Raw genomic sequence first — 7,873 nt, 5'->3', positions numbered from 1 at the left:
GTAGATACTATTCATATAATCAATTTCTAAACTATATTAAATATTTTTACAGGGGGTAAAAGCATATGAGAGATTTTGTAATATCTTCAATTATGATTTTATTACTTATTTTTTTGTTTTTCTATATTTTCAAATTAATTCTTCCCGGTCCATTTCGTCATAAAATCTATGAAAAGATTATGAGCTCCTTTGCAAAGTTTGTAATCTATGTTTTTTTTATATCAGTATTCCTAAATTGTTTGTTAGCTTTTATAATTTACAGATTTAGGTATGTAGCATATATAAATATAATTATTCCTTCTATACTATCTATAGTTGTCGGTTTTATAGCTTCTACAGTTCCTGTAAAAGGAACTGAATCAAAAAATAAAAATATAGAGTCCTGACAACAGATGTTTAAATATACCTTTGCCAAAACTCTATTATTTCCATAGTCTGGTCGGGGCGACAAGACTTGAACTTGCGACCTCATGCTCCCGAAGCACGCGCGCTACCATCTGCGCTACGCCCCGAACTATAAATATATTACCACAAAAACCGTACTGTTTCAATCTCTCAATTATTCTTTACTCTCAATATCGTCACCTACTTCATTGTTAGCTATATTATTGTCATTTATATCATCATCTTCTTTTGATAAACTGCACAGTGCTTTAGTAAATACAATTAAAATGATGACTATTACTATTACATAAATCATGTATATTCCCCCTAACAAAAATGCAGTTATATATTTTATTATGTTTCAAATTATTTTTTATATTATATTTAATTAATATTTGTTAAATATATATGTATATTCAACGAAAAGGAGTGTTAAGAATATGGAAAAGTCGCTACAGAAAAAAATATTTGAGATACTTATTAAAGGATATTATGATAACAAATTTGAAGCCGCAGTCAATATAATTCTCTCGACTTGGAGCTATCCTAAAGAAGAGCTTAAAAATACTATAGCTGCTGTTTGCGGTGTAAGTTCTTCTATAGATCACGATAACTTTATAGCAAGTTTAAAAGAAGCTATTGCTCATCAAGAACGCAATAGTAAAATTGTCGTAAAAACTGGAGTTTGTGATGATTGTGAAGCAGATCAGGCAGGATTAAGAAATTGCGAAAAATCATGCCCTTTTAATGCAATATCTATTGATCCAAAAACCGGATTATCTTATATCAATTCCGATTGCACCGATTGTGGACTATGTGTAGATTCATGTGATAGTGGTAATATAATGGACAAAATAGAATTTATGCCTTTTGCCAAGCTGTTAAGAGACAACTCAGTTGTTATAGCCACTGTAGCTCCTGCTATATGTGGTCAATTTGGTGAAGACGTAAGTTTGGATATGCTAAGGACAGCATTTAAAAAAATTGGATTTGCTGATATGATTGAAGTTGCATTTTTTGCTGACATGTTAACTATAAAGGAAGCTACTGAATTTAACCACTTTGTTAGTGATAAAGATGACTTAATGATAACTTCTTGCTGCTGTCCTGTATGGATTGCGATGTTAAAAAAAGTATATAAAGATCTTATTAAATACGTATCTCCGTCAGTATCACCAATGATTGCTTCCGGCCGTGTACTAAAAAGGATTTATCCAGGGTGTAAAGTCGTTTTTGTTGGCCCTTGCATTGCAAAGAAAGCAGAAATAAAGGAAGATGATTTAATAGGTGATATTGATTATGTCCTTACATTTGAAGAATTAAAAAGTATTTTTGATGCACTAAATATTGACCCTTCTAAACTTGAGCCTACTCCTACTACGGAATATGCTTCCAAAGGTGGAAGATCGTACGGTAGAACTGGTGGAGTATCAGCAGCAGTTAATGACGCTGTCGAATTTATGTTTCCGGAAAAACACCACTTACTTAAGACTATGCAGGCTCATGGTGTTAAAGAATGCAGATCTGTTTTAAAGGAAGTTCAAGATGGTAAAATTTCAGCTAATTTTATAGAAGGCATGGGATGCATCGGTGGCTGTGTAGGTGGACCTAAACGTCTTATCCCATGGGATAAAGGTACTGATTTATTAAACGAATTCTGTGATAAGAGCAAATATTCTGTTCCTATCGAAAGTGAATGTATGAAAAATATACTTGAAAAGATTAATATAAATTCAATTGAAGATTTTTCTTCAAAGGAAAAAACTGCAATATTCGAGCGAGACTTTTAAAGAATTTATTGCATATATAACATAATAATAATAGACATTTAACAAAGATATAGTAAAATAATATATGATAAATCAATACTATAGAATTCTAATTTGGGGGAATGGTTTTACATGCAAAGTAATATAAAAGCTGCAATTTTCGATTTAGATGGTACATTAATAGACTCCATGTGGGTATGGGAAAAGATAGATGTGGATTATCTTAAAAATAAAGGATTTGAGCTTCCTTATGGTCTAAGAGATGAAATAGAACATCTAAGTTTCGATGAAACTGCTATATATTTCAAAAAAAGATTTAACATTTCGGACTCTTTAGAAAAAATCAAAATGGATTGGAATGATATGGCGTATAAAGAATATTCCAATAATATAAAACTAAAGCCTGGTGTAGAGAATTTTCTATCGAAATTGAAAAAAAATAATATTAAAATAGGTTTAGCTACTAGTAATTACCCTTCATTATTAAATGTAGTCCTTAAAAATAACGGTATATTTGATTATTTCGATTCAATAACTACTACAAATGAAGTATCCCGAGGAAAGGATTATCCTGATGTGTATCTGCTTGCAGCAAAAAAACTTAATGAGGATCCGAAAAGCTGTATAGTCTTTGAAGATATCCTTCCTGCCGTTAAAGGTGCCACTCTAGCTGGAATGAGAGTTATAGGAATAATGGATAATTCGTCTTGCCACAATTGGTCTGAAATGTCTAAATTAACATATAAGTTTATCAAAGATTTTACCGAACTTGAGGCAATATAAAAATGGCTGATTGCATAATCAGCCATTTTTATACTATTTATACTCTACTTTATATTTACTTTTTAATGCATTTATTACTTCAAGATACCTGCCATTTTGTTTTTGATTAACTATATTGTTTACGATCGGTTCCTTAACATCTTCAAATGCTGCTAGTCCCGGTTCCTTTCTATCCTCAAGTTTTATTATATGGTATCCAAACTGTGTCTTCACAGGCTCACTTACTTCTCCTACCTTCAATGCAAATGCCGCTTTTTCAAACTCAGGTACCATACTACCTTTCTTGAAATATCCAAGATCTCCGCCTCTTTCATTTGATGGACATGATGAATACTCCTTGGCAGCTTCAGCAAAATCTTTTCCTTCCTTAAGTTTAGTAGCCACATCTTCAGCTTTTTCTAATGTATCAACAAGTATATGACTTGCTCTAACACTTTCTTCTTCAAGGAACATAGACATATTATCCTTATAAAATTCTTGTGCCTCATTCTCTGTAACGCGTATATCAGATAATACTTTATTTATAGCGTATTGTATTAATACTTCTTTCTTTACATTCTCTAACTGTTGAATAAAAGCCTCATCATTATCCATTTTTTCATCTAGTGCAAAATTATAAATAAGTTCAAAATCAACTACCTGTTCAAGTAATTGTTGCTTTCCCTGCTCATTCATATAAGCCTGCTGTCTGTCCTCTGGATATCTCATCAGTGCATTAATCAAATCTTGCTCTGTTATTTTTTTGCCCATTACCTCTGCTAATACCTTTTCGTCATCCATAATAATACTATTCTCCTTTATATGTTATCGATTTAATCCCAAAATTTAAAAATTCACTTAATTGTAGCATTGTAATAAGTTCATGTCAACGATTAAACCATTACTTAATTTTACATATGAAAATATAGACATTTTTCATAAACTATAGTAATATTAATTAATAAATATTATTAATTAATATTACATTTATGTATCATATAGGAGGTTATTATGAGTAATTACATGCTGACAGAAAATGAAGAAGCCCCTGATTTCCTATTACCAGGCTCTGATGGCAAGGAACATAGACTTAGCGATTATAAGGGTAAAATGTAATTTTATATTTCTATCCTAAAGACAATACCCCTGGTTGTACCTTAGAAGCTCAGGGCTTCAGATATAAAATGGAAAATTTCAAAAATCTAAATGCAGTAGTTATTAGCATTAGCAGAGACACATTAAAAAGCCATGAAAGCTTTATAATCAAGCAAAATATTTCATTTTTACTCTTAAGTGATATTGATGAAACTGTATGCAAACTTTATGACGTACTTGAAGAAAAGAATATGTATGGTAAAAAATCCATTGGTATTGAACGTAGTACATTTGTTATAGATAAAGATGGTAAGTTTACAAAAATATTTAGAAAAGTACACGTCACAGCACATATTGATTGTTTATTGGAAGTTCTAAAGACGATCAAAGATTAAAACAAACACGTTATTATAGTCATGCTAAATGAAATATATATAATGAGCAAGGAGGAAAGTGATTTGTAATATATTTTCTAATTAACAGAAATCACTTTCCCCCTTTTTTTACTCTTTAGGAAATTATAATTTTTGCTAATTGTGCATAACTTTCAACTGTGTACAAATAAATTGTGTGTGTTGTTAAAAGAATGTAACTATATAACATACGAAGTAATATGAAGATAGCTCTTAAGAAAATACTAATAAATAAACAAGAAAAATAATTTGGAAGAAGTAATATAAAAAATAATATTTTGTAAATGCATAGAGTCAGCATAGGGTAGTAAGTGGTTGAAGGAGGCATTTTCCAGCCGACGGAAATCACTTACTACCCTTTTTTACTATTTCCCTGCTATTGTTAAATCGTACATTTCTATAGATTTAGGTCCATAGAAATAATCATCCTTCTGAAGTTCTTTTGAAAAATGCATATTGCTATGAACCTTTTTAATATTGCCTGACAATGATCCCCCTGTTATTGGTACCTTTGTATTACCATCACAATACCAACCAAGACGTATTTCTCCACCAAAGTCTCCAGTAATAGGATCCATTTGAAAATCCGAGAATGCCGCTAGTTCTATATATGTTCCCTTTCTCATTTCTTCTGCACTCTTGCTGCCAGCTGCAACGACTACATTCTTAATAATTCCAGTAGGCTTGTTTCGTAAATAGTGATTATACCTAAAGCTACCATGATAAGTCATAAGTTTACCATTTTCAATTACAGCTGTTTTGTGCAGTGCTAAACCATCATCATCTATCGGTACAGAGTAAGCTGAATTTGAAAGGGTTGGATCAAGCGTCAAGTTTAATAAATCACCACTCACTTTATCCCCCTGAACAGAGTCTCCAATTTTATAATTTGAGATTTTATCATAAACGGTAGCTGCATTAGCTGCATTCACATAGTAGCTAAACACCTCTGCTACATCACTACCAGTAAGTATAATCTTATACTTACCTGATGGCGGCATCTGTTTAGCCCTTGTTCTCTCTTTTGCTAACTCAATTCTTTCCTTTACTGAATTCTTAATATACTCGGGATCATAATCTGAAAAAGTAAGCATTTTGTAGAGTTCTATTTCTTCCTCGTGCTCTTCCCGCCAAGTGGTTATAAACTCAATCATTCCATTATATTTCTCATAACTTACATCAATTCCTTTCGATGTAACTACTCTAGTATATATCTTTTCAAGGAATATCTCAGCAGAATTTATTCCACCTTTTTCTTCTGTATCATTAGCATATAAAGCCTCTGTGAGTTTAGGCATCCATTTTTCTAGCTCCATCGAAGAAAATTGGCTCTTAGTGCTGCACACATTTTCCTTATTGGCTTCTGGTAACTCATAATATTCATTCTTTACAAAACCAGCTGAAAAAGTTGCGTCATTTATTGCTTTTCTAATTTCCCCATCTTCCATAGTAGGATGTATATTAAATTCAGAACTGCCAGTATATTTAATTCCATCTTGTTCAATATTTTTATAAACTGTAACCTTGAAATGCTGAACTGTTTTTGTTCTCTCCATATCAAGATCCTTTTTAACATAAAACAGTTCATTACTATCAGTCTTAGTTTCAATAATCTTATATCCATTTATATCTGAAGCTTCTAATAAACCTTTTATTCTTCTAAGCATATTAACCTAACCTCACTTTCGCTTTAATATATGGGCCCCCGTCTGAAACCTTTGCAAACTCTTTGTAGCCCTTTCCACACATTCCGCTTCCGCCAAGTTCTACCTTCTCAGATAGCATCGATATAGTTTTTAGCACATCAGGTACATATCCAGTCAAAACTACAGGAGATACAATATTGTCTGTAAGCTTTCCGTCTACGATCTCTATACCATAATCAACCATGCACTGTATACCCCAATTCTTAGGATCTTCCATACCACTTGATGGACTTGCTAACAGATATCCATGTTTAACAGATGCTATCATATCCTCTATCTTGTCTTTTCCAGCTTCGATAAATGTATTTGTCATTCTGGCATATGTCTTCCTCTCAAAAGAAAATCTCTTTCCGTTTCCCGTAGGCTTCGTTCCCAGTTTCAAAGCAGATAAGGTATCAGATAATCCATTCTTGAGAATTCCATTTTCTATTATAACTGTGTCCTGTGCAATTACACCCTCATCATCAAACATGTATGATGAAACATGTTTTGCAGAAGCAGCTCCGTCCCTCATTGTAACTAGTTCAGATGCCACCTGTTTGCCTATATATTCTGCTGCCTTAGCCCTATGTTTTACAAACATGTCCATTTCAACGCCATGGCCAAAAGCTTCATGGGCTATCATTCCTACCACCTCAGGAGTACAAATAACATCATATTCACCAGGTTCTATTGACCTGGCACTTAACAGCTTAACAGCTGTATCAACTGTTGATTTAGCGTTTTTCTCTATTTCATCTATAAGCTCAACACCTTTTAGACCAGAAGCTGCCTTAAAACCAACTTTTACATTGTCATCCTTTCTTACTATAGCAACACAATATCCTTCACTCCATACATATGATTGACTTAAATCTTTCTTGCCTGATAAAAATATTTTAGAGATATGAACTTCATGAAAAATCACTCTTCCATTGATAAGCAATTCAGAACTTGAAAATATCTTATCCTTAATCCCAGATAATTTACCTATTATATCCCCATCACTTGTAGTTTCAGGATTTATTCCAATTTCACCTCTAAAGTCACGTTCAATAGCTTTTTCTTCAATGACTGGATATTCTGTTATATTAACATTGCCTTTTAATGTTTCTAGCTGATTATTAACCCTGATTTTTATATCCTTAGCAATTTGTAGTATATCATTATCATTAATATCATTAAATGAATACTCAGAATACCCTAATCCATTGTGGATTCTTACTACAAATCCTCTTTCATTCCAAAGTGAGTCTGCTATAGAAACCGCATTTTTATCAACCCTATATATTTTTCCAAAAGAATCTGTTCCAAGAACTGAAACATAACTAAATTCTTTTTCTAATTCTTTTATTAACTGCTTTAAAGCTGCTTTTTTCATTTGAAGAAACCTAGACATCTTTACTTTTACCATATCTCTGACCCCTTTCATATTAATTTCTATATTTTTATGTATACAGTAAAAAAACTTGAGAATAATCTCAAGTTTTCTGATGGCCAGACCAGGAATCGAACCAGGGACACGAGGATTTTCAGTCCTCTGCTCTACCGACTGAGCTATCTGGCCACAATACTGACTCGATATGTAAATTTTATCATAAATCGCCATAAAAGGCAACCTGGCAACGTCCTACTCTCCCACCCAGCTTCCCGGGCAGTACCATGGGCGATGTAGAGCTTAACCTTCGTGTTCGGTATGGGAACGGGTGTAACATCTACTCCATCATTACCAGATAATCGTTTTGTGATAACCTTCGCATTACTG

The 7,873-nt window shown here is 32.7% G+C and carries 7 protein-coding genes, 2 tRNA genes, 1 rRNA gene and 1 pseudogene; 3 read left to right on the top strand and 8 right to left on the bottom strand.

Translation table 11 applies throughout. The features are described 5' to 3' along the window. Positions 1–256: 256 nt before the first annotated feature. The 3 genes from CLORY_RS24290 to CLORY_RS23475 all read right to left on the bottom strand — a co-directional run bounded on the left by CLORY_RS24290 (position 257) and on the right by CLORY_RS23475 (position 700). Positions 257–472: a hypothetical protein gene (locus CLORY_RS24290; protein ID WP_207652249.1), complete on the bottom strand. Its 216-nt coding sequence runs from the start codon at positions 470–472 to the stop codon at positions 257–259. Next, a tRNA-Pro gene (locus CLORY_RS21940) sits at positions 437–512 on the bottom strand. The genes CLORY_RS24290 and CLORY_RS21940 overlap by 36 nt, the downstream gene beginning before the upstream one ends. 47 nt (positions 513–559) lie before the next feature. Continuing rightward, positions 560–700 carry a hypothetical protein gene (locus CLORY_RS23475; protein ID WP_169911723.1) on the bottom strand — a complete coding sequence of 47 codons (141 nt, stop codon included), beginning with the start codon at positions 698–700 and terminating at the stop codon, positions 560–562. Between the two features lie 124 nt (positions 701–824). Between CLORY_RS23475 and CLORY_RS21935 the strand changes: the two genes are divergently transcribed. Beyond that, on the top strand, positions 825–2,174 hold the full coding sequence (locus CLORY_RS21935; protein WP_079428567.1) for a [Fe-Fe] hydrogenase large subunit C-terminal domain-containing protein: 1,350 nt from the start codon (positions 825–827) through the stop codon (positions 2,172–2,174). Between the two features lie 111 nt (positions 2,175–2,285). Then, positions 2,286–2,936 (top strand): HAD family hydrolase, encoded by a 651-nt coding sequence (locus CLORY_RS21930; RefSeq protein ID WP_079428565.1) that lies wholly within the window; start codon positions 2,286–2,288, stop codon positions 2,934–2,936. Positions 2,937–2,969: 33 nt separating this feature from the next. On the opposite strand, the gene CLORY_RS21925 is transcribed toward CLORY_RS21930, so the two are convergent. Beyond that, a complete protein-coding gene (locus CLORY_RS21925) occupies positions 2,970–3,716 on the bottom strand; it encodes a peptidylprolyl isomerase (protein WP_079428563.1) in 747 nt (248 codons plus the stop codon). A gap of 210 nt (positions 3,717–3,926) precedes the next feature. Between CLORY_RS21925 and CLORY_RS21920 the strand changes: the two are divergent. Continuing rightward, positions 3,927–4,405, top strand: a pseudogene (locus CLORY_RS21920) (peroxiredoxin). 383 nt (positions 4,406–4,788) lie between these two features. On the opposite strand, the gene CLORY_RS21915 reads toward CLORY_RS21920, so the two are convergent. From CLORY_RS21915 to rrf, 4 genes are all read right to left on the bottom strand, one after another. Beyond that, positions 4,789–6,090 (bottom strand): metallopeptidase TldD-related protein, encoded by a 1,302-nt coding sequence (locus CLORY_RS21915; protein ID WP_079428561.1) that lies wholly within the window; start codon positions 6,088–6,090, stop codon positions 4,789–4,791. Position 6,091: 1 nt separating this feature from the next. After that, positions 6,092–7,522: a TldD/PmbA family protein gene (locus CLORY_RS21910; RefSeq protein ID WP_169911722.1), complete on the bottom strand. Its 1,431-nt coding sequence runs from the start codon at positions 7,520–7,522 to the stop codon at positions 6,092–6,094. Between the two features lie 80 nt (positions 7,523–7,602). Further along, a tRNA-Phe gene (locus CLORY_RS21905) sits at positions 7,603–7,675 on the bottom strand. A 50-nt stretch (positions 7,676–7,725) separates the two neighbouring features. Next, positions 7,726–7,842 (bottom strand): 5S ribosomal RNA (gene rrf, locus CLORY_RS21900). Between the last annotated feature and the right edge of the window lie 31 nt (positions 7,843–7,873).

The sequence above is a fragment of the Clostridium oryzae genome (genome assembly GCF_002029235.1).
GTDB lineage: Bacteria > Bacillota > Clostridia > Clostridiales > Clostridiaceae > Clostridium_AE > Clostridium_AE oryzae.
The sequence above is the reverse complement of the archived record's forward strand: the minus strand, read 5'-3'. Positions and strand labels throughout refer to the sequence as shown.